Origin of the sequence: Castellaniella ginsengisoli (assembly GCF_040955415.1) — a bacterium.
Lineage (GTDB): Bacteria > Pseudomonadota > Gammaproteobacteria > Burkholderiales > Burkholderiaceae_B > Castellaniella > Castellaniella ginsengisoli.
Genome location: NZ_CP158257.1, coordinates 1,892,647 through 1,917,398, shown reverse-complemented (window position 1 = coordinate 1,917,398; position 24,752 = coordinate 1,892,647). Strand labels below are relative to the sequence as shown.

Sequence of the window (24,752 nt, the reverse complement as noted above, 5' to 3'; positions counted from 1 at the left end):
CCGCCCATGTCCCTGCTGTTTCAAGCTTATCCGCTGGCGCGCGCCGCCCTGTTTTCCATGGACCCCGAACAGGCCCACGAATGGACGCTGCGCGCTTTGCAGCGCGGCCAGGACTGCACCGCCGCCCGCATGCTGTCCGCCCGCCAGCCGGTCCTGCCGCGCACCGTCATGGGCCTGCCGCTGCGCAATCCCGTGGGCCTGGCGGCAGGGCTGGACAAGAACGGCGCCTGCATCGACGGCCTGGCGGCCCTGGGCTTCGGCTTCATCGAGGTCGGCACCGTCACGCCGCGCGCCCAGCCCGGCAACCCGAAACCGCGCATGTTCCGCCTGCCGCGCGCGCGCTGCCTGATCAACCGCATGGGGTTCAACAACGACGGCCTGGACACTTTCGTGGCCAATGTGCGGCGCAGCCCATGGCGCAGTCAAGGCGGCATCCTGGGGCTGAACATCGGCAAGAACGCCGACACCCCGATCGAGCACGCCGTGGATGACTACCTGCTGTGCCTGGACGGCGTCTATCCGCACGCCGACTACGTCACGGTCAACATCTCTTCGCCCAATACGCGCAACCTGCGCAGCCTGCAAAGCCACGACGCCCTCGATGCGCTGCTGGGCGCGCTGAGCGAGCGCCGCGAGGCCCTGGCGGACCGCCATGGCCGGCGCACGCCGCTGGTGGTCAAGATCGCCCCCGACCTGCAGCCCGAGGAAATCGATGCCGTCGCAGACCTGGTCCCGCGCCACGGCATCGACGGCATCATCGCCACCAACACCACTTTGTCGCGCGAAGCCGTGCGCGGCCTGCCCCACGAGGACGAGGCCGGCGGCCTGTCGGGGCCGCCCGTGCATGCGCTGTCGCTGGCCGTGATCCGCCGCCTGCGCGAACGCCTGGGACGCGAAACCGCGATCATCGGCGTGGGCGGCATCGAATCCGGCCGCCAGGCCGTGGAAAAAATGCAGGCCGGGGCCGATGCGGTGCAGCTCTACACGGGCCTGATCTACCGGGGTCCGGCGCTGATCGCGGAATGCGTGCGGGCCCTGGACGCCGCCTAGCGCCCAGGGCCGCGGCGGGGACGCAAACGCGGAACGCCTCTTACCCGGCCGCGCCATGCCGCCGGGCGCGCCGCAGCCGCCGCGCCTGCCTCATCGCCCGGCCGCGCACGTAGCGGTGGTGCAGGCGGTCCAGATACAGGTACACCACGGGCGTCGTGAACAGGGTCAGGGCCTGGGACAAAATCAGGCCCCCCACCATCGTATAGCCCAGCGGCTGGCGCAGTTCGGAGCCGGCGCCCGTGCCCAGCATCAGCGGCAGGCCCGCCAGCAGGGCGCACATCGTGGTCATCATGATGGGGCGAAAGCGCAGCAGGCAGGCCTGGTAGATGGCCTCGCGCGGGGACAGTCCCTGCTGGCGCTCGGCCACCAGGGCGAAATCGATCAGCATGATGCCGTTCTTCTTGACGATGCCGATCAGCAGCAGAATGCCGATGATCGCGATCACGCTCAGATCGAAGCCGCTGCCCATCAGGATCAGCAACGCCCCCACGCCCGCCGACGGCAGGGTGGAGAGGATGGTCAGCGGATGAATGTAGCTTTCGTACAGCAGGCCCAGCACGATGTACACGGCCACCAGGGCGGCGGCGATCAGGTAGGGCTGGGTCGCCAGGGATTCCTGGAAGACCTGGGCCGTGCCCTGGAAGGCGCCCTGGATCGACAGGGGCATGTTCATGTCCTGCTGGGCCGCGCGGATGGCATCCACCGCCTGGCCCAGGGAATAGCCGGCGGCCAGATTGAACGAGATCGTCACCGCCGGAAACTGGCCCTGGTGATTGATCGACAGGTAGCCCGGCCGGGTCGTATCCACTTGCGTCAGGCTGGACAGCGGCACCTGAGCTCCGGTCAGCGGCGATTCGACGTACAGGTGCGAGAACACCTCGGGATCCGACTGCAATTCCGGCGTGATCTCCAGGATGACCTGGTAGCTGTTGATCTGGGTCGAATACTGCGCCACCTGACGCTGGCCCAGGGCGTTGTAGATCGTGTCGTCGATCAGGGCCGGCGTGATGCCGAACATGGCGGCGCGGGCGCGGTCGATCGTGACCACCGCCGTATTGGCGCTGTTCTGCTGGTCGGTCGCCAGGTCGGCCAGTTGCGGCAAGCCGCGCAAGCGCTCCAGCAGGCGCGGCGCCCAGGTGTTCAGTTCGTCCAGACTGGCGCTGGTCAGCGTGTACTGGTATTGGGTGCGCGACAGGCGGCCGCCCACGTTGATGTCCTGCCCCGCCTGCATGAACAGCCGCACGCCCGGCACCTGCTCCAACTGCGGACGCAACCGGCGGATGACCTCATCGGCGCTGGCGCGGCGGCCCTCGCTGCGCGGTTTCAGACTGATGAAGAAACGCCCCGTGTTGAAGGTCGGCGCATTGCTGCTCATGCCGAAAGCGGCGATGTCGGGATCCTGGCGCACGACCTCGGCCAATGCCATCATGCGCTCGTTCATGGCCTCGAAAGAGCTGTCCTGGGATGATTCGGCCAGGCCGAAGATCGCCCCCGTATCCTGCTGCGGAAAGAAACCCTTGGGGATGACGACGAACAGGGCGGCGGACGCGGCCACCGTCGCCAGGAAGACGCACAGCGTGGCGAACTGATGGTTCAGCGCATGATCCAGTCCCTTGCGGTAGACCGCCAGCATGCAATCGAAGCCGCGCTCGAACGTTTGGTAGACCCGCCCGTGCGAGGCCTGCCGCGGGTTGCGCAAATAGCGCGAGCACAGCATGGGCGTCAGGCTGAGCGTCACCAGCACGGAAATTCCGACGGTCATGACGACGGTCACGGCGAATTCGCGAAACAGCCGCCCCACCATGCCGCCCATCAGTAGCAGCGGAATGAACACGGCCATCAGCGATACTGAAATCGACACAATGGTGAAGCCGATCTCGCGCGCGCCCTTCAGGGCCGCCTCCATGGGCCGCATGCCCTCTTCCACGTGGCGCCAGATGTTTTCCAGCATCACCACGGCATCGTCGATGATGAAGCCCACGGAAATCGTCAACGCCATCAGCGACAGGTTGTCCAGGCTGTAGCCGGCCAGGTACATCAGGGCGAAGGTGCCCACCAGCGCCAGCGGCACCGTGGCGCTGGCGATCAGCGTGCCCGCCACATTGCGCAGGAACATGAAGATCACCGTCACCACCAGGGCGATCGACAGCAGCAGCGTGAACTCCACCTCGTGGACCGAGGCGCGGATGTTCTGGGTGCGATCGATCAGGGTGCTGACATGGATGCTGGCCGGCATGGACGCCATCAGACGCGGCAGTTCGGCACGGATGCGCTCGACCGTCTCGATGACGTTGGCCCCCGGCTGCTTGGTGATCCCCACGACCAGCGAACGGCCGTCCCGGGCGACATCGTGCGGCCCGGCGCCCTGGCCCGCGAAGGCCCAGGCGGCCTGCTTCATGTCCTCCGGCCCCGGCACGGCCGTGCCGATATCGCGCACCCGCACCGGCGCGCCATTGCGCCAGGCGACGATCACATCGTTCCAGGGCGCCGCGTCCAGCACCTGGTCGTTGGTGTAGATGGTGTAGCTCTGGTGGCTGCCGTCGATCATCCCCTTGGGCCGGTTGACCGTGGTGGTGGCGATCACGCCGCGGATGGATTCCAGGTCCAGCCCCAGCGCGGCGATCTTCCGCGGGTCAACCTGGATGCGGACGGCCGGTTTCTGCTGGCCGAAAATGTTCACCTGGCCGACCCCCTCGACACGCGACAACTGCTGGGCCAGGATGTTGTCGGCGAAATCGTTGACTTCGGTGACGGGCAGCACATCGGACTGCACCGACAGGATCAGGATGGAAAAGTCCGCCGGATTGACCTTGCGGAAGGTGGGCGGGCTGGGCAGATTCGAGGGCAATTGGCGCGAGGCCGCATTGATGGCGGTCTGCACGTCCAGGGCGGCGCCGTCGATATTGCGGTCCAGCGCGAACTGCAAGGTGATGCGCGACGAGCCCAAGGCGTTTTCGGAACTCATCTGCACCAGGCCGGGGATGGTGGAGAATTCCCGTTCCAGCGGCTGGGCCACGCTGGTGGCCATGGTTTCCGGGTTGCCGCCGGGCAGTTTGGCCGTGACCTGGATGGTGGGAAAATCCACCTGGGGCAACGGCGCCACCGGCAGCAGCGGAAACACCGCCAGGCCCAGCAGAAACAGGGCCATCGCCAGCAGCGACGTCCCGATGGGACGGCGGATGAACGGTTCGGAAAGATTCACGAGGCGTTCCCCGGCGCTTCGTCGCCCGCCTGCACGCCCTGCCCCGCCGCCCCGGCCTCGGCCACCTCAAGGCCGGGCCTCAGCTTGTACTGGCCATCGATCACCACACGCTGGCCCGCCGACAGGCCCTCGGCCACCACGGCCAGGCCGTCCTGCGACACGGTCGTGCGCACCGTCTGCAGGCGCACCCGGCCATCGGGCTGCACCACATAGACGAACAGGCCCTGGGCGCCGCGCTGTACAGCGGATTCCGGCACCACCAGGGCGCCGGGCCGGTCACCCAGGATCAACCGCACATCCACAGTCTGCCCCGGCCACAAGGCCTGGCCGGCATTATCCAGCCGGGCCTTCAAGCGCAGCGTGCCGCTGGCGGCATCGATGTGATTGTCCACCAGCACCAGCGCGCCCCGGCCCAGCAGCGCGGCCCGACTGCGGTCGTAGACCTCCACGGTCAGGGCCTCGGCCCGATCCGGCGCGGCCCGGCCGGCCGCCGCACGGACGGCGGCCTGCACGTCGGCGAACGCCGTATCCGGCACGGTAAAGCTGACGGCAATCGGATCGATCTGATTGATGAGCACCAGGCCTTCGGCGTCGTTCGCGCGCACCAGGTTTCCGGGATCCACCCGCAGGGCTCCGGTGCGCCCCGCCAGCGGGGCCGTGATGCGGGTGTAGTCCAATTGAACGCGCGCCGCCTGGATCTGCGCCTCGTCCGACTGGATCGTGGCCTGCAGCACGGCGACCTGGGCGCGCTGGGTATCGAGCGCCTTGCGGTCGATGGCGCCATGGCGGGCCAGTTCGACGTAGCGCGCCAGATCCTCGCGCGCATTGTCCAGTTGCGCCTGGTCCCGCGCCCGCTGAGCGACGACCTGGGCCAACTGGGCCTTTTGTGCGCGATCGTCGAGCTGGGCGATCAACTGCCCTTGGCGGACCACATCGCCTTCACGGAAACCGACCGACTCCAGCCGGCCGTCGATACGCGCGCGCACCGTGACGCTGGCCCAGGCCTGGACCGTGCCCAGCCCCTGGAGGCGGATGGGCATGTCGCGAGCCTCCACGAGGGCCGTTCGCACCTGGACCGGCGCGGGCGCGGCATTGCCGGTCGCCCCCGCCGCCGTCCGACTGGCCCACCAGAACCACGAGCCCAGAGCCAGCAAAGCGGCCAGGCCCCACCACAGAAAAGAACGGCGCACGGAGAAAATCGCCATGAGTCCTCGACAGGGAGTGATCGACTGACGCGTCCGCTGCGAAGCGATACCGGCGGAGCGGACGGCCGGACGGCCGCCTGTGGGCGAGTATACGGGGAAAAAAGACGACCCCGGGACTTGCGTCCCGGGGTCGGATGACCAGGCAGGCTTTGCCCCTGCCTGGATCGAGCCTGGCACAACCGGCTACGGAACCGGCCGCCCGGCGTGCGCCGGTCAGTTGGCGGCGCGGCGCGAACGCGAACCGGACTTGGCAGCCTTGCCGGCGTCGGCGGCGGCCTTCAGCGTGGCATTGGTGGCGGCGGCGAAGTTCGATTCGGCGGCGCTGGCGGCCTGGCGGGCCGCCTTGGAGGCGGACTCGTAGGCGTTGGTCGCGGTGGCCAGCGAGGACTTCAGCAGCGCCACGGCGCCTTCGGAACCGGTGGGGGCGTTGCGGGCGAACTGCTCGACCACGTCGGACACTTGCTTCTGGCCTTGGGCCAGTTGGGTTTCAGCCAGCTTGCTCAGGTCGCCTTGAACGTCGGCCAGGATTTCATAGACGTCCTTGCCATAGGCCACGGCCTGTTCCGGACGGACCAGGGCGGAGGTGAAGGCCAGCAGTTCCTGGGCATCCTTCAGTTCGACGGCTTCCTGGGATTTCTGGGCAGCCTCTTCCAGGGCGGCCTTGGCGGTCTTCAGGTTCAGGTCGACCAGTTTTTCGAAACCGCTGAAAAACGTGCCTTGGACGGCCAGCAGGTTGTCGATGACGGCCTTTTGAGAGGCCAGCAGGGATTGTTGATTCGCGCTCATGATGACTCCTTGTCAATGGCAGAAGGTTTCCTCAGAGGCACGATGCCCGGCACCTTCTCGATCGCAGCTATTTTGCTGCAACGCACAAATCAAATTTTATAGGAACGGAAAAGGATGTCAATCTATTTTGTTGCGCCGCAACAAAATATTTTTCATGCCGTGGCGGGCACAGGGACGAAGCGATGCCGGGCTCAGTGCTGCGCTTCGTAGCCCAGGGCTTCGGAAATGCGGGCGCTGGTGCTCATCAGCAGGGGGATCCAGTCGTCGCGCATGCGCTCGGCGGGGGCCGACAGGGACAACCCGGCCAACAGCGCCCCGGTATCGTCATGGACGCCGGCCGCAATGCAGCGCACGCCCAGTTCGAGTTCTTCGTTGTCGCGCGAATAGCCGTGGCGGCGCACCAGCGCGAGCTCGCGTTCCAGTTGCTCGACCTGGGTGATGCTGTTGCGTGTGGTACCGGCCAGCCCCGTGCGCATGGCGTAGCTGCGCACGCTGCGGGCATCCCATACGGACAGGAACAGCTTGCCGGTGGAGGTCAGGTGCAAAGGCGCACGCCCGCCGATGGCGCGCACCACCTGCATGCCGGAACGCTCGCTCCAGGCACGCTCGATGTAGACGATCTCATCGCCCTGGACGAGCGACAAATTGACGGTCTGTCCGGTCTGGCGATGCAGTTCACGCATCGGACCGATGGCCGCCGTGCGCACATCCAGCCGTCCTTTGACCAGCGAGCCGAGTTCCAGCAGGCGCATGCCCAGACGGTACAGGCCGCTGTCCACGCGTTCGACGTAGCGGCCCACGGTCAGGTCGGCCAGAATGCGGTGAGCCGTCGAGGCATGCAGCCCCGTGGCCGCGGACAGCTCTTTCAGCGTCACTGGATCGCGCTGCCCGGCCAGGACGTCCAGAATGCGCATGGCGCGGTCCAGGACCTGGATCGTCACCGCGCCATGATCGCCCGTGGCGTTGGCCAGGGAGGAGACACTATGAGAGGAAGAAACTGAAGAAGGGGAAAGACGTGCCATGGATCCGCTTTGTTGCAATGCGCCATTTTTCCATATTATGAAAAAATAGATCAGATGGCAAGGATTTTCTGGCCGCGGACGCAGGCCGGACGCCCCCCCCCCGGCGCACCGCCGGGGTTGGGGCGATCCGGTGCCGGGCAACCGCCGTCAGACCGGCGGTTCGAGCCGGCCGCCCAGCGCCAGCACCTCTGACCGCAGCCAGGCCAGCGCCTCGGCGGCGGCCTCGGGAGCGCCCTTGACGCCCAGTTCGATGTGCGGATGGCCGCCCGAATCGCCGACGTTGGGCAGGCTGAAAGCACGGATGCCGGCCCAACGCCGCTCAAGCGATTCCAGCGCGGGGGTGATGCGCGATTCAGGCAGGTTGAACACCAGGAAGGAATGCTCGACCCGCGATTCGAGGTGATGCCAGCGGGCGTACCGCGTATCCAGCGTCCAGGCCATCATGGCATGGGCCATCACGGGAAACCCGGGCATGAAGCTGTGGTCGCGAATGAAAAACCCGGGAATCTTGTTGTAGCTGTTCGGGATGATTTCCGCCCCGGCGGGAAACACTCCCATGAGCAGCCGCTGCCGGTTCTCAGGGGTCGTCATGTCGGCGCTGCCCTGACCCTTGGCGGCCATCTCGGCGCAGCGCTCGCCGATCAGGCGGGCGGCCTCGGGGTGCAGGACCAGCGGCACCCCCAAGGCGCGGGCGGCGGCCTGGCGCGTGCGGTCGTCGGGCGTGGCGCCGATGCCGCCGCAACAGAACACGAGATCCGGCGTGGCGAAGCTGCGCCGCAGGCACTCGGCAATCTCGTCCTCGTCGTCGGAAATGAACTCGGCCGCATGCAGCCGTAGCCCGCGCGCCTGCAGCAGTTCGATCAATTTGGAAAAATGCTTGTCCTGGCGGCGGCCCGACAGAATCTCATCGCCGATGGCGATCAGGCGCACGCGCGGCGGAGCCTGCGGCGGTGCCGGACAGACACCGGCCTCGCAAGCCGGCAGGGCGCCGGACGGGCCGGCATCGGGAGCAACGGGTTTCATCATTGGACGGGCAGTCAAAGATCGATGACGGTTTCCGCACGCAGGCGGCGGATGGCTTCCAGGCAGAAGTGCGCGTATACCAGCGCCGAGAAGACCGGCATCACCACCCAGAACAGCGGAATCAGGTTGATGACGGCCAGGCAGCCCGCGATCAGCCAGAGCTGGCGGTTGTGGCGCCGCCACAGCAATCGGCGCTCGATCGGGCTGGCATGCTCGATCATGGCGTCCACGCGCAGCATCCGGTTCAGCGCGAAGGCCCACCAGAACACCGGCAGCAACAGCGCCAGGGGCGGCACCACCCACAGCGGCATGGTGAACAGCCAGCCCAGGCAGAACAGCGTCCCGACCCAGACCGCGTTCCAGACGCCCAGCGCCGTGGTGTGGCGGCCCTGGCGGCCCAACCCCCGGTAATCGCGATGTTCGAGATGGCGCAGCGCGATGGGCATGACGAAGACGGCGGCGATCACCAGCCCGAGAATGCCCGCCATGGGCAGCAGCAGCCCCGCGGCCATCAATGGCACCAGCCATAATTTCAGGGAAAACAGGCCGGCGGCGACGAGCCAGCCGTCGACGGTATTGAACAGCCCCCAGGACGAGGCCTCCTGGTCCAGCCAGCCGGTCAGCGGCTGCCAGAAAAACCACAGCAGCACCACGGCGCCCAGGAAAGCGATCACGAAAGGCAGCAACAGGGCCGCGAGCATGCGCGGGTGAAGCTGGCTGACGACAGCGCGGCGGAAGGCCTGACCGACCAGCGCCAGGCCGCGGGAGGAACGGGGATCGCGCAAAGCGAGCTCTTGATGCGTCATAGGACGGAATAATCCTTGGATGAGTCTGGGCCCGGGGCAGCCCCCTGCGGGCTGCGGCGTGCCGGAAAGAATCGGGGCGCCTGGCACGGTGCGGCGCGCGGAAATGCCGCAACGGGCACATGGCCGTGACAGATAACCCCATACAATCATCTTATTCAAAGAATGGGATTTCTGTCTGCATGAAATTGTTTGATCCGCACGCCGATCCGCGCGCCCTGAGGGCCCGGCTGGCCCAGGACTCAGGCCGGCGCGTGGCCTGCTACTGCGCAGCCTGGTGCCGCACCTGCGACGCCTGGCGCCCCCTGCTGGAAACCCTGGCCGACGAGTACCCCGACTGGACCTTCCTGTGGGTGGACGTCGAAGACAGCCCCGATTGGCTGGGCGACGAGGACATCGAGAACTTTCCCACGATCCTGGTGCAGGACCGCATCGGCACGCGCTACTGGGGCGTCGTGCAGCCGCGTATCGAACAACTGCGGCGTCTGATCGACGGCTCGGCGGATCTGCCGGTGCTGGCGGACGGCCCCGGCCGCCTGGACACGCTGGGGGGCTGACCGCGCGCCGGGCCGGCCGGTCCCGCGCCGCCCGGATCAGGAGGATTTGCCGCCCAGCAGAACACCCACGGGCCGGCGGGCCGGCACCACGGCGGGGCGGGCTTCGGCCTCGACGCGCGGCGCGGCGGCGGCGGGCTCGTAGGGCCGGGAGAAGAAGTCGTCTTGCGGCGCGGCCGGGGCATGCCGCCCGGGCGCGGCATGATGGCCGCTGCCGACGGGACGACGGCGCGCCATGCTGCGCGGCAGCTCAAGTTCGCCGCGCGGAATCCGGGTCTTGATGAGTTTTTCGATATCCAGCAGATAGCGCTCTTCTTCGGGCGCAAACAGCGCAATGGCTTCGCCCGAGGCTCCCGCCCGGCCGGTGCGGCCAATCCGGTGGACGTAGTCCTCGGCATTGCGCGGCAAGTCGTAGTTGATGACGCAGGGCACGCCGGCGACGTCCAGGCCTCGGGCAGCCACGTCGGTCGCCACCAGGACTTCGAGCGTACCGGCCTTGAAGGCTTCCAGTGCCTTCATGCGCTCGATCTGTGTCTTGTTGCCGTGGATGGACTCGGCTCGCACGCCGTCTTGCTCAAGCTGGCGGGCCAGGCGGCTGCAGCCGATCTTGGTGTTGGAAAACACGATGACCTGATTGAGCTGGCGGGATTTCACCAGATGCACCACGGCCCGGCGCTTGGCTTCGCCTTCGAGGGGATAGGCGATCTGGGTGACGGTGTCGGCCGTGGCGTTGGGGCGCGCGACCTCGACCTCGACCGGCGTGCGCAGGAATGTGCGGCCGAGCTTGCGGATTTCGGGGCTGAACGTGGCGGAAAACAACAAACCCTGCCGCCCGGGAGGCAGCAGCCGCATGATGCGGTCCAGGTCGGGCAGGAAGCCCATGTCCAGCATGCGGTCGGCCTCGTCCAGCACCAGGATGCCGACCTGGCCGAGGTTGACGTTGCGCTGTTCGACGTGGTCGAGCAGGCGGCCCGGCGTGGCGATCAGGATTTCGCAGCCCTGGCGCAACAGATCGCGCTGCGGGCGGATGTCCACCCCGCCGAACACCACCGCCGTGCGCAAGGGCACGGCGCTGCTGTACTGGGCGATGTTGGCATGCACCTGGTCGGCGAGTTCGCGCGTGGGCGTCAGGATCAGGGCGCGCACGGGGTGCCGCGCCGGCGAGGCGCTGCTGTTGGCGAAGGGCATCAGCCGGTGCAGGATCGGCAGGGAAAAGGCGGCGGTCTTGCCCGTGCCCGTCTGGGCCGCACCCATGACGTCGCGCCCGGCCATGGCGATAGGAATGGCCTTGGCCTGGATCGGGGTGGCGGAAACATAGCCGGTGGCCTCGATGGCCTGCATGATGCCGGGGTGCAGGCCGAATTGGGCGAACGGAACGGGCGCTTCGATAGCGGTATCTTGGGGGAGGGTGTCGGTCATTCGTCGGATAGGGTGCGCAGGCACCCGGAAATCCGGCCCCACGCGTTCATGAACTCCCTATTTTAGCGTGCATCGCTCCAGGCCGGGCAATTGGTACAATGATGCCCTGACAAATTCCGGGAGACCACGATGTCCATGGCTGATCGAGATGGGGTGATCTGGTACGACGGCAAACTGGTGCCCTGGCGTGACGCGACCACGCACGTGCTGACGCATTCGCTGCATTACGGCCTGTCGGTCTTCGAAGGAGTTCGCGCCTACCGCACCGACCACGGCACGGCCATTTTCCGCCTGGAAGACCACACCCGCCGCCTGTTCAATTCGGCGCACATCTACCAGATGAAGATCCCCTTCTCGCGCGAGGCGATCTCCGAAGCCCAGATCGAAGTCGTGCGCCGCAACGAACTCGAATCCTGCTACATCCGGCCGCTGGTGTTCTACGGCTCCGAGAAGATGGGCGTCTCGCCCAAGGGGGCGTCGGTGCACGTCGCCATCGCCGCCTGGCCCTGGGGCGCCTACCTGGGCGAAGAAGCCCTGAAACAGGGCATCCGCGTCAAAATCTCGTCCTTTGCCCGGCAGCACGTCAACGTCACCATGCCGCGCGCCAAGATCGCCAGCACCTACGCCAACTCCATCCTCGCCAACGCCGAAGCCCTGGACCACGGCTACGACGAAGCGATCCTGCTCGATACCCAGGGTTTCGTGGCCGAGGGCTCCGGCGAAAATCTGTTCATCGTGCGCGACGGCGTCGTCTACGAACCGGACATCGCCTGCGCCCTGACCGGCATCACCCGGGCATCCATCCACCAGATCGCCGCCGACCTGGGCCTGAGAGTGGAATCGCGCCGGCTCACGCGCGACGACCTGTACATCGCCGACGAAGCCTTCTTCACGGGCACGGCGGCCGAGGTCACCCCGATCCGCGAGATCGACGGCCGCCAGATCGGCGCCGGCGAGCGCGGCCCGGTCACCGCCCAGCTCCAGAAGGCTTTCTTCGACGCCGTCTCCGGCAAAACGCCCAAATACCACCACTGGCTCTCCAAGGTCTGAGCCCGAAACCCACACCGGGCGGCCCGCCCGGCCCTTTCCAGGAAACACCATGAGCAGCGTGCCCGAAAACGCCCCCAACCAGGACATCGTCGAAGTCGGCGCCGCCGACCTGCCGGTCTACTGTCCCGGCCCCAAGGCGCCCCTCTGGAGCCAGCACCCCCGCATCTACATCGAAGTGGTCAAGAACCGCGTGGCCCGTTGCCAGTACTGCGGCACCCGTTACGCCCTGCGCGAGGGCGAAAAGGCGCACGGCCACTAAAGGATTCGCCGCGCCCATGTTCCCCACTCCCGAGGAAGCCGAATACGCCTTCTACGAAGCCATGCGACAGGGCGATGCCGCCCAGATGATGCGCGTCTGGAGCGACGACGAGGACGTGGCCTGCATCCACCCGGGGGGCCTGCGCACCCTGGGCCCCCGGGCCGTGCGGGAAGCCTGGGAGCACCTGTTCAGCAACGGCCCGATTGCCGCCTTTCCCGGCCAGGTCAAGGCCATGACGGGGGTCATGAACGCCGTCCATGTGCTGATCGAGCAGATCGTGGTGAACACTCCCCGCGGCAAGGACACCTTGAGTTTCTACACGACCAACATCTACCAGAAAGGCCCGGAGGGCTGGCGGATGATCGTGCACCACGCCTCGGCTGCGCCCCGCGAGGCCGAGCTGCTCGACCGGCCCGATTTCTCCCGCACCCTTCACTGAAAGCGACATGAGCGTGCCGGGCCGGTCCCAACGTGAATCCCCCGAGCTGCCGTGCGCAGATGGATCCACGGGCGCGCGGATCGACACCCGCCCGTGTCCCGTGCCGTTCTGGCTCCAGGGCGGCCATGTCCAGACCCTCTACGGGGCGTTCTGCGCCCAGCACCCCACGCTGCACTTCGTCCGCGAGCGGGTCGATACGCCGGACGGCGATTTCATCGATCTGGACTGGTGCGGCCCCGCCCTGAACCCCAATCTGCGGGCCGACGGCCAAGCGTCGGCGCACGAGTCCGGACTGGTGGGGACGGCGGCGCGGCGCTGGGCCGAGGACGCCGACTGGACGGCGCTGTCGGGCGGCGGCCCCGCGCTGATCCTGTTCCATGGCCTGGAAGGCAGCAGCCTGAGCCCCTACATGCAGGCGATCGCCCACGACTTCCGGGCCGCGGGCTGGGTCGTGGCGGCCGCTCACTTCCGGGGCTGCTCCGGCGTCCCCAACCGCATGGCGCGCGCCTATTACAGCGGCGATTCGGCGGAAATCGAATTCATCCTCGGCCACGCCCGCAAGCGCCTGCCCCAGGCCGGGTGGCACGCCGCCGGCATCTCGCTGGGCGGCAACGCCCTGTTGAAACTGTTGGGCGAATCGGGCTCGGCCCCGCACGGCCTGCGCGCCGCCGCCGCCGTGTCCGTCCCCATGGACCTGGCCGCCTGCGGCCGGCGCCTGTCGGACACCGTCTGGGGCCGGCAACTGTATTCCCGCTATTTCCTGCGCAGCATCCGCCGCAAGATCTTCGAGAAGGCCGGCGAATTTCCCGGCTCCGTGGATGTCTCGCGCACGCAGAGCATGCGCAGCCTGCGCGAATTCGACGATCTGTACACGGCGCCCATGCACGGCTACCACAATGCGCTGGACTACTGGACCCGCGCCGCCAGCCTGCCGCTGCTGCCGTCGATCCGCACGCCGACGCTGGTGCTGAACGCGCGCAACGATCCTTTCGTTCCCGAGGCCTCGCTGCCGGGCTCGCGCGACGCGTCCGGCGACGTGCTGCTGCACCAGCCGGCCCAGGGCGGGCACGCGGGCTTCGTCACCGGCGTCTTTCCGGGGCACTTGCGCTGGCTGCCGGCGCGGCTGCTGCGATTTTTTGAGACCGGCGCCTGACCGGACTTCACCGCTTCCTGAACGGCTCCAGCAAGGCGCGCTGGGTATCCAGGCGTTCACGCAGGGCGCGGATGCGCATGTCGAGGCGCGACTGGGCGTAGAAATCCTTGGACAAGCTGCGCGCCTGCTGCAGATGCTCGACCGCCGTGGGCAAGGCGCCGGTCTGCTCGAAATAGCTCGCCATCGCCTCGTGGGCCTCGACTTCACGCCCCAGGCGTTGCAGGCTTGCGGCCAGCAATTTCTGGAAATCCGGCGTGTCCGGCCATTGCCGGGCAGCGGCCTGCAGGAAAGCGGCGGCGGCCTCGTCCTGGCCGGCCTGCTGCAGCGCGCGGGCGCGGCCTTCGGCCACCCCCTGGCTGCCGGGCCAGCGTTTCCAGGCGGCGGCCGAAACCTCCACGGCGGCAGCCGGCCCTTGTGCTTCGGCCAGCTTGATCGCCAGCATGTCCAGTTGGGGCGCCGGCTGCACGGACTGGGCCTGGGCGAGCTGTGCGCGCGCACCCGCCAGATCGCCCTCCGTCCGGTGCAGCGAAGCCAGCCCGTACAGGGCGGCCGCCTGGCGCGCGCCCCGGAGGTCGCGCGCTTCGGTGCGCAGCGTCTGCTGCAGGCGCTGCCGGTCGGCATGGTCCCGCGCCTGGATCAGGGCCAGATGGGCGCGCACGAACCAGAACTCGGGGTCGGGCGTGGCCGCTGCCGCCGGTTGTCCCTCGATCCGGTTCTCGATGTCCGAGAGCCGCTGGATCGACAGCGGGTGGGTCGAGGCGTAGCCGCCCCCCGTGCCTTCATTCAGGCGCGCGGCATTCATCAGGCGGCGGAACATCGCCACCATGCCCTGGGGATCGAAACCGGCCTGGCGCATCATCTGCAGCCCCGCCCGGTCGGCCTCCTGCTCGGCGCCCCGAGAAAAGCCGAGTTGCCGGTCGATGGCGGCGGCCTGGCCGAAAGTGGCGACCCCCATGGCGAGATCGCCCTGGCCGGCCAGGGCGGCCAGCAGGGCGCCGATCAGGCTGGCCACCATGATGCCCGTACCCTGGGACTGCTGCGTGATCCCCCGGGCGATGTGGCGCTGCATGACGTGGCCGATTTCGTGCGCCAGCACGCCGGCCAGCTCGGACTCGCTCTGCGCGCCGACCACCAGGCCGCTGTGAATGCCGATGTAGCCGCCCGGGAGGGCAAAAGCGTTGATCGAAGGATCGCGCACGGCAAATACGGTGACTTCCTGGGCCAACGCCTGCGGCGCATGCGAGGCCAGCCGCTGGCCGAGCGTGGTCAGGTACTGGTTGATATCCAGGTCGCTGATGTAAGTGGGATCCTGGCGGCCCTGCTCCATGATGGCCTGGCCCAGGGTGCGCTCCACGGCGGGAGACAATTCCGCCGACGAGGCGGCCCCCAGCGAGGGCAGGCCCATGGGCTGGCTCCAGGCGGCCGGCGCGCCGGCCGCGAGGGCGCCGGCCAGGCTCAGCCCCGCGCCCGTCCGCCGCATCCAGGTTTTCATGATGAATCCTTTGCCATGACGGGCATTGCCTCAAGCCGCGCGCGCAGGCCTTCCGGCCGGGCGGCGCCGGGGTTGCGGCAGGCGATTGCGGGCCGACAGCCGCATCAGGGTGCCCAGCGCCACCATCAGCCCGAAGGCCTCGATCAGGCCGGCGGGCACCCACATGATCAGACCGCCGATCACTTGGTCATCGACCGCGCTGAAGCCGGGCAGCGCGCGGCCGCACAGATCGAACACCGGATACAGGTCGCGCTCGGAAAAAACGATCACGGCCCCCGCGACCATCTGCGGCACCATGGTGAAGATGGGCGAAAAAATCCGGCCCCCGGGCGACATCGCGGCAGGTGGCTTGGGCCGCCGGTCCAGGATCAGATTCCAGTACATGAGGCCGGTGAGGACCACCGCCCAGTTCATCAGCCGGTACAGCCGCCAGTCGAGCATGGAGTAGAACTGCACGGTCGGCTCCAGCCAGACCAGCACCATCAGCAGGAACAGCAGGGGAACCAGGAAGCGGTTCGTCGCCAGGGATTCGAGGGCGCGGACGGGGCCGGCGCGGCGCGCCGCCGCCAGCCGGACCCGCCAGGCCAGGGGCAGCCCGGCCCGCATGACCTGGCCCGGATAGGCGCCCATGATCAACAGCGGCCCCAGATGGTGCAGGACGAGATGCTGCAGCCGATGGATGAAGAACATGCGCTCGGCGTAGTAGTCCAGTTGCGTGTGCATGGACAAGTACAGCATGACCCAGCCGATCCAGAACAGGGACTGGCGCACCGCCCCGACGCGATGGATGCGGCGGCCACGCAGGAACAGCCACGCCGTCGCCACGAAGGCCAGCACCAGGGCGGGCGAGAATTCCCAAGGCTGAAACCAGGCAAGTGCGTCCATGTCATCCAGAATAAAGCGGTCGGACTAGTTTAAAGGATTCTAAAATGGACGTTTTTGCCGTTCGGAACTCCATGGCCTCACCGATCTACGATATCGCCATCCTGGGATCCGGTCCGGTTGGCTGCGCCCTGGCCCTGGGCCTGGCGGACGCCGCACCGGACCCCGCGCGCATCGTCCTCATGGGCCCGGCGCCCGCGCCCCGCGCCGCCGGGCAAGCCATCGACCCGCGCGCCCTGGCCCTGAACCACGGCAGCCGCCGCTTCCTGGAATCCCTGGGCGCCTGGCCGGAACACACCGCCGACATTCTCACGGTGCATGTGTCCCAGGCGGGGCACCTGGGCCGCACGCTGATCGACCAGGCCGAGCTGGGCGTGCCCAGGCTGGGCTGCGTGGCGGCCTACGACGATCTGCTCGAAACGCTGTATGCGGCCGTGCGCCGCACCGGCATCACCTTGCTGGCGGAACGGCCGCCGAGGCCCCGGGCGGGCGCGCCCGTCCGGCTGCATCTGTCCGACGGCCCCCGCAGCGCGCATCTGGCCCTGTTGTCCGACGGCGCCCGTCCGCAGGGCCTGCAACGGGAATATGACCAGCACGCCGTGCTCGCGACCGTACGGGCCGCCGCGCCATGGCCGGGCCGCGCCTTCGAGCGCTTCACCCGCACCGGGCCGCTGGCCCTGCTGCCGCATCCCGCCGCACCCGAGCTCTACAGCCTGGTCTGGTGCGTGCCCCCGGCCCGCGCCCAGGCCTTGCGGAACTTGCCCCACGCCGATTTCGACACGGCGCTGCAGGCGGCCTTCGGCCATCGTCTGGGCCGCCTGCAGCGTGTGGGCGAGGCCTACGCCTTTCCCCTGTCGCTGCACGCGGGGCCCAATCTGCTCGGACAGGGCCTGGCGGCCGTGGGCAACGCCGCCCAGACCCTGCACCCGGTGGCGGGCCAGGGCCTGAACCTGGGCCTGCGCGATGCGGCCCAGTTGGCCCAGGCGCTGCGGCCCTGGCTGGCGGCGCCCGGCGAACCGGTCCAGCCCTTGCTGGAGCGCCACACCCGTCGGCGCCGCGCCGACCGCGCACTGACCCTGGGCATCACCGACACCCTGCCGCGGCTGTTCGCCACGGCCAACCCCCTGGTGCGCCACGCCTGCGGCCTGGGGCTGGCCGCCCTGGATCTGGTGCCCGCACTGCGCAAGCCCCTGGCCCGCCATCTGCTGCAAGGACAGCGCCTGTAGGCGCGCGCTCAGGGTCAGACGTCCTACAATGCCCGCCATGCGCATCGGATCCTGGACCCTGCCCCACCCTGTCTGCGTGGCTCCCATGGCGGGAGTCACCGACCGCCCCTACCGCCGCCTGTGCAAGGCGCTGGGAGCGGCCTACGCGGTCTCGGAAATGGCTGCCAGCAACCCGCGCCTCTGGGACAGCGTCAAAACCGCGAGGCGCCTGAATCACGACGGCGAGCCTGATCCTGTGGCGGTGCAGATCGCCGGCGCCGACCCCGACATGCTGGCCGAAGCCGCCGTATTCAACATCCGCAAGGGCGCGCGCATCATCGATATCAACATGGGCTGCCCCGTGAAGAAAGTCTGCAGCGTGGCCTCCGGATCGGCGCTGCTGCGCGACGAAGCCCTGGTGGCCCGCATCCTGGACCGCGTGGTGTCCGCCTGCGCCCCGCTGGGCGTGCCGGTGACCTTGAAGACCCGCACCGGCTGGGACCGCGACAGCCGCAATGCCGTGCGCATCGCCCGCCTGGCCGAAGACTGCGGCATCGCCGCCCTGACGCTGCACGGCCGCACCCGCTGCGACCTGTATGCCGGCGAGGCCGAATACGATACCCTGCGCGAAGTCCGCCGCGAGATCCGCATCCCGCTGATCGCCAACGGCGATATCGATTCGCCGGAAAAGGCCCGGCACGTCCTGGATTACACTGGAGCCGACGCCATCATGGTCGGCCGCGCCGCCCAGGGGCGGCCCTGGATCTTCCGCGAAATCGCCCACTACCTGGCGCACGGCACACATCTGCCGCCGCCCACCTACGGCGAACTGCGCGAACATCTGCTGAGCCACCTGGACGACCACTACGCCTTTTACGGCGAGCGCACCGGCGTGCGCAGCGCCCGCAAGCACATCGGCTGGTACCTGGCCGGCCTGCCGGGAGCGGATACACTGCTGCCGCGCATCATGATGCTGGACGGCACTGCGCAGCAGTCCGACGCCTTGCGGCGCTGGTTCGACGAGCGTCCCGCCGGGGACGCCCTCGAACCAGCGCTTTCCCAACACTGATTTTCCGATCGATCCGACATGAGCACCACCACTCCCCTGGAACAAGCCGTCCGCGAACAGCTTGAACGCTATTTCGAAGACCTGGGCGACTCCACTCCGCACGACATGCTGTCCATGGTCGGCCTGTGCGTCGAGCGCACCGTCCTGGAGGTCGCGCTGGAACGCACCGGGGGCAACCAGACGCGCGCGGCCGACATGCTCGGCATCACGCGCGGCACCCTGCGCAAGAAACTCCAGACGCACCAGCTCCAGGCCTAGGGCGCGCCGCCGCCCCGCCACCCGTTTTCCTCTTCTTTCCCTGCCGCCGACATGACCATCCAGACTGCATTGATCTCCGTGTCCGATAAATCGGGCATCGTCGAATTCGCCCAGGCCCTCGCCCAACGCGGAGTGGCCCTCCTGTCCACCGGCGGCACCGCCCGCCTGCTGGCCGAAGCCGGCCTCCAGGTCACCGAGGTCGCCGCCCACACTGGCTCTCCGGAAATCCTCGACGGCCGGGTCAAGACCCTGCACCCGCGCATCCACGGCGGCCTCCTGGCGCGCCGCGACGACCCCGTCCACCTGCAGACGCTGAAGGACCAGAACATTCCTCCCATCGATCTGCTGGTGGTCAATCTGTACCCCTTCCAGCAGACCGTCGCCAAGCCGGACTGCATTCTGGCCGACGCCATCGAGAACATCGACATCGGCGGGCCGGCCATGCTGCGCTCGGCGGCCAAGAACCATGGTTCTCCCGCCGGCGGCGTCACCGTGGTGATCGACCCGGCCGACTACCCGCGCGTGCTGGCCGACATGGACGGCCCGGGGCGCCAGCCATCCTACGGCCTGCGTCTGGAGCTGGCTGCCAAAGTCTACGCCCACACCGCCGCCTACGACGGCGCCATCGCCGCCTACCTCAGCAGCCTGGCGGCGCGCGAGCCCGCCCCCGCCGAAGTGCCGGAGCGCGAGGCCTGGCCGCGCGTGCTGACCATGCAGATGCGCCGCGAACAGGCGCTGCGCTACGGCGAGAACCCCCACCAGGGCGCCGCCTTCTACCGCGACGCCCGGGTCGGCACGGGCCTGCTGGCCGGCTACCGCCAGATCCAGGGCAAGGAACTGTCCTACAACAATATCGCCGACGCCGACGCCGCCTGGGAATGCGTGCGCAGCTTCCAGACCGGGGCGTGCGTCATCGTCAAGCATGCCAACCCCTGCGGCGTGGCCCTGGGAGCCGATGCGCTGTCGGCCTACCGGCAGGCCTTCAAGACCGACCCCACTTCCGCCTTCGGCGGCATCATCGCTTTCAACACGCCGGTGGACGAAGCCACCGCGCGGGCCGTCAGCGAGCAGTTCCTGGAAGTCCTGATCGCCCCGTCCTATTCCGGCGCGGCCCTGAGCCTGCTCGCCACGAAGAAGAATGTACGCGTCCTGGAAGTGCCGCTGGGCACGGCCCACAACCCCTTCGACCTGAAACGCGTCGGCGGCGGCTGGCTGGCCCAGGATCCGGACAACCGGGAAGCCGCCGAGGCCGACGTGCGCGTCGTCACCCGCCTGGCCCCCACTGCCGGGCAGATGCACGATCTGCTGTTCGCCTGGAACGTCGCCCGCTTCGTCAAATCCAATGCCATCGTCTTCTGCGGCCAGGGCATGACCCTGGGGGTGGGCGCCGGCCAGATGAGCCGCATCGACTCGGCCCGCATCGCCTCGATCAAGGCGGAAAAGGCCGGGCTGACGCTGGCGGGCTCGGCCGTCGCCTCGGACGCCTTCTTCCCGTTCCGCGATGGCCTGGACGTCGTGGCCGACGCGGGCGCCACCTGCGTCATCCAGCCGGGCGGCAGCATCCGCGACGACGAAGTCATCGCGGCCGCCGACGAACGCGGCATCGCCATGGTCTTCACCGGCGTACGCCACTTCCGCCACTGATGATCATCCTTGGGGTCGATCCGGGCTTGCGGCGCACGGGCTTCGGCGTCATCGAAGCCCAGGGCGCGCAGTTGCGCTACGTGGCCAGCGGCACCATCGTCGTGCCGCCCGCCCTGCCCCTGCACGGACGCCTCAAGGTCATCCTGGACAATCTGCGCGAGGTCGCCCGCGATGCCCGGCCCGACCAGGCGGCGCTGGAAAAAGTCTTCCTGAACGCCAACCCGGCCTCGACCCTGCTGCTGGGCCAGGCGCGTGGCGCCGCACTGTGCGCACTGGCCGACTGCGGCCTAGACGTACAGGAATACACCGCCCTGCAGATCAAGAAGGCCGTAGTCGGCACCGGGCGCGCCAGCAAAGAGCAGATCCAGGCCATGGTGCGCCGCCTGCTGTCGCTGGACGGCGATCCCGCACCGGATGCCGCCGATGCGCTGGCCTGCGCCATCTGCCATGCACACTGCGCGCCCCTGGCCGGCCGGCTGCAGGCGCTGGCGCCCGAGACCCTGTCGGCGGGCCGGCGGCGCCTGCGCACCGGCCGCCTGGTGTCGTGATGGCCCGCAAACCTTCCCTGCGGACCACGGCCCGCACCCACCCCGAACGACGGAGTCCGCCATGATCGGCCGCATCACCGGCACCTTGATCGAACTGTCTCCCCCCACGGTCTGCCTGCAGACGGGCGGCCTGGGCTACGAGATCGATGTGCCCATGAGCACGCTCTACAAGCTGCCCCCCACGGGCCAGACCGTGACCCTGCACACCCACCTGGCGATCCGCGAGGACGCCCATGTGCTGTACGGCTTCGCCACGCCGGCCGAGCGCGCGGCTTTCCGGGCCCTGATCAAGGTCAGCGGCATCGGTGCGCGCACGGCGCTGTCCGTCCTGTCGGGACTGAGTGTGGAAGACCTGGCCGACGCGGTCGAACGCCAGGAATCCGGCCGCCTGGTGAAAGTCCCCGGCATCGGCAAGAAGACCGCCGAGCGCCTGCTGCTGGAATTGCGCGACAAGCTCGGCGCTGTCTCCGGATTGACGCGCCCCGACGGCGCGCCGGCCCCGGACGGGGGCGGCAACGATGTGCTCAACGCGCTGCAGGCGCTGGGCTATTCCGCCGCCGAGGCCCGCCGCGCCACGGCCAGCCTGCCCGAAGACCTGAGCGTGTCCGACGGCATCCGCCAGGCCCTGAAGGCCCTGTCCCGAGGCTAGGGCGCATGCGCGACGAAGAACCGGTTCTCTTCTGGGACGAGGACGGCCACCCCCTGGCGGCTGCGCCCGCCAGCCGCCCGGCCGGGCGGCGGGACGCGCGCCCGCCCGCGGAACCGCCGCGCCATGCGAACGCCCTGGACGCCCTGCGTGAAGTCTTCGGCTACGAATCCTTCCGGGGCGAACAGCAGGCCATCATCGAGCACATCATCGGCGGCGGCGACGCGCTGGTGCTGATGCCCACGGGCGGCGGCAAATCCCTGTGCTATCAGATCCCCGCCCTGGTGCGCCCAGGCGCGGGGGTCGTCATTTCCCCCCTGATCGCCTTGATGCAGGACCAGGTCGACGCCCTGCAGGAGCTGGGCGTACGCGCCGCCTTTCTGAATTCGTCGCAGACGCCGGGCCAGGCCCGCGAGGTCGAACGCGCCTTCGTGCGCGGCGAACTGGATCTGCTGTACGTGGCGCCGGAGCGCCTGCTGACCCCGCGCTGCCTGGACCTGCTGGATGGCGGCCGCATCGCCTTGTTCGCCATCGACGAGGCCCACTGCGTATCCCAATGGGGCCACGACTTCCGGCCCGAATACCAGGCATTGAAGCTGCTGGCCGAGCGCTGGCCCGAGGTGCCGCGCGTCGCCCTGACCGCGACGGCCACCGACGCCACGCGCACCGACATCGTCGCCTGCCTGTCGCTGGACGCGGCGCCCCAGTTCATCGCCAGCTTCGACCGGCCCAACATCCGCTACCGCATCGTCGAAAAGCACGAGGTGCGGCGCCAACTGCTGGATTTCATCCGCGCCGAGCACGCCGGGGAATGCGGCATCGTCTACGCCCTGTCGCGCTCGCGCGTCGAGCAGACGGCGGAATTCCTGTCGCGCAGCGGCATCGCCGCCCTGCCCTACCATGCCGGCCTGGACGCGCGGACCCGCGCCGAGCACCAGGCCCGGTTCCTGCGCGAGGACGGCATCGTCATGGTGGCCACCATCGCCTTCGGCATGGGGGTCAACAAGCCCGACGTGCGCTTCGTCGCCCACATCGACCTGCCCAAATCCGTGGAGGGGTACTACCAGGAGACCGGCCGTGCAGGGCGCGACGGGTTGCCCGCCGACGCCTGGCTGGCCTACGGCCTGCAGGACGTGGTGCAGCAGCGGCGCATGATCGACGACTCCGAGGGCGACGCCCTGCACCAGCGCCGGCAGATGCGCCAGTTGGACGCCATGCTGGCCCTTTGCGAAACCGTCACCTGCCGCCGCCAGGATCTGCTGGCCTATTTCGGCCAATCCATCGAACCCTGCGGCAATTGCGACACCTGCCTGGAGCCCCCCGCCGCCTGGGACGGCACGGTGGCCGTGCAAAAGCTGCTGTCGGCCGTCTACCGCCTGTGGCGCGAACGCGGCCAGCGCTTCGGCGGCGGCCATCTGATCGACATCCTGCGCGGCCAGATGACCGACCGGGTGAAGCAGCATGGCCACGACACGCTCAGCGTCTTCGGCGTGGGCGAAAGCCTGTCGGCAGACGCCTGGCGCGGCATCCTGCGCCAGGCCCTGGCCCTGGGCCTGCTGACGGTGGATCTCGAGGGCTACGGCACCCTGGCGCTGACCGAGGCCAGCCGCGCCGTGCTGAAAGGCGAGCGCACCCTGATGCTGCGCCCCGTGGCGGCCAAGCGCCCCAAGGCAAGCCGCCAGCGAACCACCACGGCGGCGCAGCTCGACGCCCTGCCGCCCGACGCCCTGGCGCGCTTCGAGCATCTGCGCGCCTGGCGCGCGCGCACGGCCCGCGAGCACAATGTACCGGCCTACGTGATCTTCCACGATGCCACGCTGCGCGAGATCGCCTTGCGCAACCCCGGCAGCCTGGATGCCCTGGCCGGCATCAACGGCGTGGGTGCGCGCAAGCTGGAAACCTACGGCCCCGACGTGGTGGCCTGCGTCAGACAGATCCGCGATTGACGCCGGGCCCGCACAAGGGCCCCGACGAGCGTCAGAACAATTCCGCCCCGCCGCCGGCGGCCGGGGCCTTCAATCCCAGGTGTTCCCAGCAGCGGCGCGTGGCCATGCGGCCGCGCGGCGTGCGCTGCAGGTAGCCGTGCTGGATCAGGTAAGGTTCGATCACGTCTTCGATCGTGTCGCGTTCTTCGCCGATGGCGGCGGCCAAGCTGTCCACCCCCACGGGGCCGCCGTCGAACTTATGCACGATGGCCTCGAGCAGCTTGCGGTCCATCAGGTCGAGGCCCTGGGGATCGACCTCCAGCATGGCCAGCGCCGCCTGGGCGGTGGCGGTGTCGATGCGCCCGCCGGCCCGCACGTCGGCGTAGTCGCGCACCCGGCGCAACAGCCGATTGGCGATGCGCGGCGTGCCGCGCGAACGGCGGGCGATCTCGGCGGCCCCGTCCTCGGTCGCGGCGGCGCCCAACAGGCCGGCGCTGCGCCGCACGATATGGGCCAGTTCGTCGGCTGAATAGAATTCAAGCCGCGAGACGATGCCGAAGCGGTCGCGCAGCGGATTGGTCAACATGCCGGCGCGCGTGGTGGCCCCCACCAGGGTGAAGGGCTGCAGGTCGATCTTGACGCTGCGCGCGGCGGGGCCTTCGCCGATCAGGATGTCGATCTGGAAGTCTTCCAGTGCGGGATAGAGGATTTCCTCGACCACCGGAGACAGGCGGTGGATTTCGTCGATGAACAGGACGTCGTTGCGCTCCAGGTTGGTCAGCATGGCGGCGAGATCGCCCGGGCGCTCCAGCACCGGGCCGGAAGTCTGGCGCAGTTGCACGCCCATTTCGTGGGCCACGATGTGCGCCAGGGTGGTCTTGCCCAGGCCCGGGGGGCCGAACAGCAGCACGTGATCCAGCGATTCGCCGCGCTGGCGCGCCGCCGCGATGAAGATGTCCAGTTGTTCCCGCACCCGCTGCTGGCCGACGTAGTCGCCCAGGGACTTGGGCCGCAAGGCGCGCTCGACGGAATCCTCGGCGTGCGAAGCCACGTCGGGAGTCACCAGGCGGGGGCCGGGCGGATGGGCCGAGAGGGGATCTGCTTGGATGGCCATGAAA

23 protein-coding genes are annotated in these 24,752 nt (G+C 68.7%); 13 read left to right on the top strand and 10 right to left on the bottom strand.

The genetic code is table 11. The annotated features are described in order from the left end of the window. Positions 1–6 precede the first annotated feature (6 nt). The gene (locus ABRZ00_RS09110) at positions 7–1,050 is read left to right on the top strand and encodes a quinone-dependent dihydroorotate dehydrogenase (protein ID WP_368642239.1); all 1,044 of its coding nucleotides are present in this window, start codon (positions 7–9) and stop codon (positions 1,048–1,050) included. A gap of 40 nt (positions 1,051–1,090) precedes the next feature. Here the strand turns inward: ABRZ00_RS09110 and ABRZ00_RS09105 are convergent, their stop codons facing one another. From ABRZ00_RS09105 to ABRZ00_RS09080, 6 genes are all read right to left on the bottom strand, one after another. Then, a complete protein-coding gene (locus tag ABRZ00_RS09105) occupies positions 1,091–4,252 on the bottom strand; it encodes an efflux RND transporter permease subunit (protein WP_368642240.1) in 3,162 nt (1,053 codons plus the stop codon). Next, complete coding sequence (locus ABRZ00_RS09100) at positions 4,249–5,457, bottom strand: efflux RND transporter periplasmic adaptor subunit (RefSeq protein ID WP_368642241.1); 1,209 nt, start codon at positions 5,455–5,457, stop codon at positions 4,249–4,251. The genes ABRZ00_RS09105 and ABRZ00_RS09100 overlap by 4 nt, the downstream gene beginning before the upstream one ends. 213 nt (positions 5,458–5,670) lie before the next feature. Next, positions 5,671–6,243, bottom strand: coding sequence for a phasin family protein (locus tag ABRZ00_RS09095; protein ID WP_343838520.1), 573 nt, complete (start codon positions 6,241–6,243; stop codon positions 5,671–5,673). A gap of 191 nt (positions 6,244–6,434) precedes the next feature. Further along, on the bottom strand, positions 6,435–7,265 hold the full coding sequence (locus tag ABRZ00_RS09090) for an IclR family transcriptional regulator (RefSeq protein ID WP_343838519.1): 831 nt from the start codon (positions 7,263–7,265) through the stop codon (positions 6,435–6,437). Positions 7,266–7,412: 147 nt separating this feature from the next. Beyond that, positions 7,413–8,291, bottom strand: a complete 879-nt coding sequence (locus tag ABRZ00_RS09085) for a competence/damage-inducible protein A (RefSeq protein ID WP_368642242.1) — start codon at positions 8,289–8,291, stop codon at positions 7,413–7,415. A gap of 11 nt (positions 8,292–8,302) precedes the next feature. Beyond that, the gene (locus ABRZ00_RS09080; protein WP_343838518.1) at positions 8,303–9,094 is read right to left on the bottom strand and encodes an EI24 domain-containing protein; all 792 of its coding nucleotides are present in this window, start codon (positions 9,092–9,094) and stop codon (positions 8,303–8,305) included. A gap of 179 nt (positions 9,095–9,273) precedes the next feature. On the opposite strand from ABRZ00_RS09080, the gene ABRZ00_RS09075 reads away from it, so the two are divergent. Beyond that, positions 9,274–9,648, top strand: a complete 375-nt coding sequence (locus tag ABRZ00_RS09075) for a thioredoxin family protein (RefSeq protein WP_368642243.1) — start codon at positions 9,274–9,276, stop codon at positions 9,646–9,648. A 36-nt stretch (positions 9,649–9,684) separates the two neighbouring features. Here the strand turns inward: ABRZ00_RS09075 and ABRZ00_RS09070 are convergent, their stop codons facing one another. Continuing rightward, positions 9,685–11,064 (bottom strand): DEAD/DEAH box helicase, encoded by a 1,380-nt coding sequence (locus ABRZ00_RS09070; protein WP_368642244.1) that lies wholly within the window; start codon positions 11,062–11,064, stop codon positions 9,685–9,687. 129 nt (positions 11,065–11,193) lie between these two features. Here ABRZ00_RS09070 and ABRZ00_RS09065 point away from each other — a divergent pair, with 129 nt between their 5' ends. Genes ABRZ00_RS09065 through ABRZ00_RS09050 form a run of 4 tightly spaced genes read left to right on the top strand, consistent with a single transcriptional unit; the run spans position 11,194 to position 13,965 of the window. Continuing rightward, positions 11,194–12,114, top strand: a complete 921-nt coding sequence (locus ABRZ00_RS09065; protein ID WP_343838515.1) for a branched-chain amino acid transaminase — start codon at positions 11,194–11,196, stop codon at positions 12,112–12,114. Positions 12,115–12,163: 49 nt separating this feature from the next. After that, positions 12,164–12,373, top strand: a complete 210-nt coding sequence (locus ABRZ00_RS09060) for a zinc-finger domain-containing protein (protein ID WP_343838514.1) — start codon at positions 12,164–12,166, stop codon at positions 12,371–12,373. A 16-nt stretch (positions 12,374–12,389) separates the two neighbouring features. After that, the gene (locus tag ABRZ00_RS09055) at positions 12,390–12,812 is read left to right on the top strand and encodes a nuclear transport factor 2 family protein (protein WP_343838513.1); all 423 of its coding nucleotides are present in this window, start codon (positions 12,390–12,392) and stop codon (positions 12,810–12,812) included. Positions 12,813–12,819: 7 nt separating this feature from the next. Then, positions 12,820–13,965: a YheT family hydrolase gene (locus ABRZ00_RS09050; RefSeq protein WP_368642245.1), complete on the top strand. Its 1,146-nt coding sequence runs from the start codon at positions 12,820–12,822 to the stop codon at positions 13,963–13,965. 7 nt (positions 13,966–13,972) lie between these two features. Here ABRZ00_RS09050 and ABRZ00_RS09045 read toward each other — a convergent pair whose 3' ends face one another. Together ABRZ00_RS09045 and ABRZ00_RS09040 are read right to left on the bottom strand one after the other, a co-directional pair. Continuing rightward, entirely contained in the window at positions 13,973–15,457 is a 1,485-nt protein-coding gene (locus ABRZ00_RS09045; RefSeq protein WP_368642246.1) for a M48 family metalloprotease, read from the bottom strand. Positions 15,458–15,487: 30 nt separating this feature from the next. Then, positions 15,488–16,342, bottom strand: coding sequence for a cytochrome c oxidase assembly protein (locus ABRZ00_RS09040; protein WP_368642247.1), 855 nt, complete (start codon positions 16,340–16,342; stop codon positions 15,488–15,490). 71 nt (positions 16,343–16,413) lie between these two features. On the opposite strand from ABRZ00_RS09040, the gene ABRZ00_RS09035 reads away from it, so the two are divergent. From ABRZ00_RS09035 to recQ, 7 genes are all read left to right on the top strand, one after another. Then, complete coding sequence (locus ABRZ00_RS09035; RefSeq protein WP_368642248.1) at positions 16,414–17,565, top strand: FAD-dependent monooxygenase; 1,152 nt, start codon at positions 16,414–16,416, stop codon at positions 17,563–17,565. 37 nt (positions 17,566–17,602) lie between these two features. Further along, on the top strand, positions 17,603–18,613 hold the full coding sequence (dusB, locus tag ABRZ00_RS09030; RefSeq protein WP_368642249.1) for a tRNA dihydrouridine synthase DusB: 1,011 nt from the start codon (positions 17,603–17,605) through the stop codon (positions 18,611–18,613). A gap of 18 nt (positions 18,614–18,631) precedes the next feature. Further along, positions 18,632–18,871: a helix-turn-helix domain-containing protein gene (locus ABRZ00_RS09025; protein ID WP_343838507.1), complete on the top strand. Its 240-nt coding sequence runs from the start codon at positions 18,632–18,634 to the stop codon at positions 18,869–18,871. Between the two features lie 51 nt (positions 18,872–18,922). Continuing rightward, complete coding sequence (gene purH, locus ABRZ00_RS09020; RefSeq protein ID WP_368639477.1) at positions 18,923–20,515, top strand: bifunctional phosphoribosylaminoimidazolecarboxamide formyltransferase/IMP cyclohydrolase; 1,593 nt, start codon at positions 18,923–18,925, stop codon at positions 20,513–20,515. After that, positions 20,515–21,063 (top strand): crossover junction endodeoxyribonuclease RuvC, encoded by a 549-nt coding sequence (gene ruvC / locus ABRZ00_RS09015; RefSeq protein WP_368642250.1) that lies wholly within the window; start codon positions 20,515–20,517, stop codon positions 21,061–21,063. Before purH ends, ruvC begins: the two co-directional genes overlap by 1 nt. Before the next feature lie 61 nt (positions 21,064–21,124). Next, positions 21,125–21,712 (top strand): Holliday junction branch migration protein RuvA, encoded by a 588-nt coding sequence (gene ruvA, locus ABRZ00_RS09010; RefSeq protein WP_368642251.1) that lies wholly within the window; start codon positions 21,125–21,127, stop codon positions 21,710–21,712. Positions 21,713–21,717: 5 nt separating this feature from the next. After that, entirely contained in the window at positions 21,718–23,655 is a 1,938-nt protein-coding gene (gene recQ, locus ABRZ00_RS09005; protein ID WP_368642252.1) for a DNA helicase RecQ, read from the top strand. A 31-nt stretch (positions 23,656–23,686) separates the two neighbouring features. Here the strand turns inward: recQ and ruvB are convergent, their stop codons facing one another. After that, complete coding sequence (gene ruvB, locus ABRZ00_RS09000; protein WP_343838499.1) at positions 23,687–24,748, bottom strand: Holliday junction branch migration DNA helicase RuvB; 1,062 nt, start codon at positions 24,746–24,748, stop codon at positions 23,687–23,689. Positions 24,749–24,752 lie beyond the last annotated feature (4 nt).

What these genes read in the sequence shown, in the direction of transcription:
- ABRZ00_RS09095 (WP_343838520.1), bottom strand. Translation starts at nt 6,243, where the DNA reads ATGAGCGCGAATCAACAATCCCTGCTGGCCTCTCAAAAGGCCGTCATC.
- ruvB (WP_343838499.1), bottom strand. Translation starts at nt 24,748, where the DNA reads ATGGCCATCCAAGCAGATCCCCTCTCGGCCCATCCGCCCGGCCCCCGC.
- purH (WP_368639477.1), top strand. Translation starts at nt 18,923, where the DNA reads ATGACCATCCAGACTGCATTGATCTCCGTGTCCGATAAATCGGGCATC.
- ABRZ00_RS09065 (WP_343838515.1), top strand. Translation starts at nt 11,194, where the DNA reads ATGTCCATGGCTGATCGAGATGGGGTGATCTGGTACGACGGCAAACTG.
- ABRZ00_RS09060 (WP_343838514.1), top strand. Translation starts at nt 12,164, where the DNA reads ATGAGCAGCGTGCCCGAAAACGCCCCCAACCAGGACATCGTCGAAGTC.
- ABRZ00_RS09100 (WP_368642241.1), bottom strand. Translation starts at nt 5,457, where the DNA reads ATGGCGATTTTCTCCGTGCGCCGTTCTTTTCTGTGGTGGGGCCTGGCC.
- ABRZ00_RS09090 (WP_343838519.1), bottom strand. Translation starts at nt 7,265, where the DNA reads ATGGCACGTCTTTCCCCTTCTTCAGTTTCTTCCTCTCATAGTGTCTCC.
- ABRZ00_RS09045 (WP_368642246.1), bottom strand. Translation starts at nt 15,457, where the DNA reads ATGAAAACCTGGATGCGGCGGACGGGCGCGGGGCTGAGCCTGGCCGGC.
- ABRZ00_RS09040 (WP_368642247.1), bottom strand. Translation starts at nt 16,342, where the DNA reads ATGGACGCACTTGCCTGGTTTCAGCCTTGGGAATTCTCGCCCGCCCTG.
- dusB (WP_368642249.1), top strand. Translation starts at nt 17,603, where the DNA reads ATGCGCATCGGATCCTGGACCCTGCCCCACCCTGTCTGCGTGGCTCCC.
- ABRZ00_RS09035 (WP_368642248.1), top strand. Translation starts at nt 16,414, where the DNA reads ATGGCCTCACCGATCTACGATATCGCCATCCTGGGATCCGGTCCGGTT.
- ABRZ00_RS09080 (WP_343838518.1), bottom strand. Translation starts at nt 9,094, where the DNA reads ATGACGCATCAAGAGCTCGCTTTGCGCGATCCCCGTTCCTCCCGCGGC.
- ABRZ00_RS09025 (WP_343838507.1), top strand. Translation starts at nt 18,632, where the DNA reads ATGAGCACCACCACTCCCCTGGAACAAGCCGTCCGCGAACAGCTTGAA.
- ABRZ00_RS09075 (WP_368642243.1), top strand. Translation starts at nt 9,274, where the DNA reads ATGAAATTGTTTGATCCGCACGCCGATCCGCGCGCCCTGAGGGCCCGG.
- ruvA (WP_368642251.1), top strand. Translation starts at nt 21,125, where the DNA reads ATGATCGGCCGCATCACCGGCACCTTGATCGAACTGTCTCCCCCCACG.
- recQ (WP_368642252.1), top strand. Translation starts at nt 21,718, where the DNA reads ATGCGCGACGAAGAACCGGTTCTCTTCTGGGACGAGGACGGCCACCCC.
- ABRZ00_RS09110 (WP_368642239.1), top strand. Translation starts at nt 7, where the DNA reads ATGTCCCTGCTGTTTCAAGCTTATCCGCTGGCGCGCGCCGCCCTGTTT.
- ABRZ00_RS09055 (WP_343838513.1), top strand. Translation starts at nt 12,390, where the DNA reads ATGTTCCCCACTCCCGAGGAAGCCGAATACGCCTTCTACGAAGCCATG.
- ABRZ00_RS09085 (WP_368642242.1), bottom strand. Translation starts at nt 8,291, where the DNA reads ATGATGAAACCCGTTGCTCCCGATGCCGGCCCGTCCGGCGCCCTGCCG.
- ABRZ00_RS09050 (WP_368642245.1), top strand. Translation starts at nt 12,820, where the DNA reads ATGAGCGTGCCGGGCCGGTCCCAACGTGAATCCCCCGAGCTGCCGTGC.
- ruvC (WP_368642250.1), top strand. Translation starts at nt 20,515, where the DNA reads ATGATCATCCTTGGGGTCGATCCGGGCTTGCGGCGCACGGGCTTCGGC.
- ABRZ00_RS09070 (WP_368642244.1), bottom strand. Translation starts at nt 11,064, where the DNA reads ATGACCGACACCCTCCCCCAAGATACCGCTATCGAAGCGCCCGTTCCG.